This window comes from Pseudovibrio sp. WM33 (assembly GCF_001623165.1).
In the GTDB taxonomy this organism is placed as follows: domain Bacteria; phylum Pseudomonadota; class Alphaproteobacteria; order Rhizobiales; family Stappiaceae; genus Pseudovibrio.
The window spans coordinates 1-1095 of the sequence record NZ_LMCK01000080.1; the positions used below are offsets into that span (position 1 = coordinate 1).

General features: G+C 49.7%; 1 protein-coding gene and 1 pseudogene. One reads left to right on the forward strand and one right to left on the reverse strand.

Translation table 11 applies throughout. From position 1 onward, the window contains the following. Positions 1-406 (reverse strand): annotated as a pseudogene (locus PsWM33_RS13650) (IS4 family transposase); the annotation flags it as partial. Positions 407-791: 385 nt separating this feature from the next. Between PsWM33_RS13650 and PsWM33_RS13655 the strand changes: the two are divergent. Next, the gene (locus tag PsWM33_RS13655) at positions 792-1073 is read left to right on the forward strand and encodes a hypothetical protein (RefSeq protein WP_153039945.1); all 282 of its coding nucleotides are present in this window, start codon (positions 792-794) and stop codon (positions 1071-1073) included. Positions 1074-1095: the final 22 nt, after the last annotated feature.

Here is a 1095-nt window from a genome sequence, read left to right on the forward strand (position 1 = left end):
TGGCGTGTATCCGCCAGTCTGTTCCTTTGCTTGCCGGACCGGCAATACATGTTCCGTCAACAAGCCGCAGACGGTGCCCATTTGGGAAGCTCTGCCCTCCGGCCTCTGACAACAGCTCGGCAACGATCACCCCGAGCCACTCATGAGCTCCTTTCAGTCGCTTCAGAACGGCAACATCCGATAACTCCCCCAGCCCACTCATGGAAGCCCACGCGGAGGTGCTGCGCAGCGACATGCCACACGGACCATAAGCCAGCGCCAGACGCAGCAGGTCTGTACTATCTGATACCTGCCGCCGGCGGCGCAGGGCACCACATTTGAATGCTGTTTGGTTCAGGTCGAGGTGAGAGGGCAGCGAGGACAGAACGTCCTCCCATTTTCCGCAGGGAAGAGAGGGATTAAGCATCCCTTTGATGAATCACACAATGATTCCAGTTGTCTATCTAAAGAATAAAAGCATCCACCAAAACTGAGGGTTTGTGCTGTAGTGGACAGCTTGTAGCGGAAACAGTCGTATTTGCTGCTCAAAATAAGTTATGAAAACGTCATGTTGATTAGCTTTCAGGTGCCTCTCAAAGGAGATTATAAAGCTGATGGGGTCAATAACTGAAATCACTTCATGCAGTCCATGATCAAGCCTTTATGAGAACCGCAAAGCATAAGGTTTGTAGATGAGTTATTTGTTGCTAAGGCAAGGCGTGGTTGAACAGTTTTCGGTTTTGGGTTTTGGGTTTTGTCGCTCTCATATATGTTCTTTGCAAATCAAAATAAGATGCGGGGACAAGAGCAAAATGGATGCGGATGCTGAGGCAGTAGAACGGGATGGAAAAGGGTCAGAGCGATCAAGAAGTAGCTCGGCTTACACCTTTCGGTTGGTGGGAAGTAAGCAGGATATTCCTGCTGTTATAGAGTTAGCGCGGCAGGCGCATGAAGAAAGTCGGCTTGGCTACATTCCGTTTTCAGAAAAGAAAACGCAGAAGATTGCTGAGAATGCGATCAAAGATCCTACAAGACATGCAGTGATGTTAGCGCTAAAGGCAGAGCAACCGGTTGGCCTGATCAGCCCCACTTGAGTAGTCCGGTTTGAAAGTTAGT

Bases quoted from the DNA above. Each gene is read 5' to 3' on its own strand.
- PsWM33_RS13655 (WP_153039945.1), top strand. From the start codon at position 792: ATGGATGCGGATGCTGAGGCAGTAGAACGGGATGGAAAAGGGTCAGAG.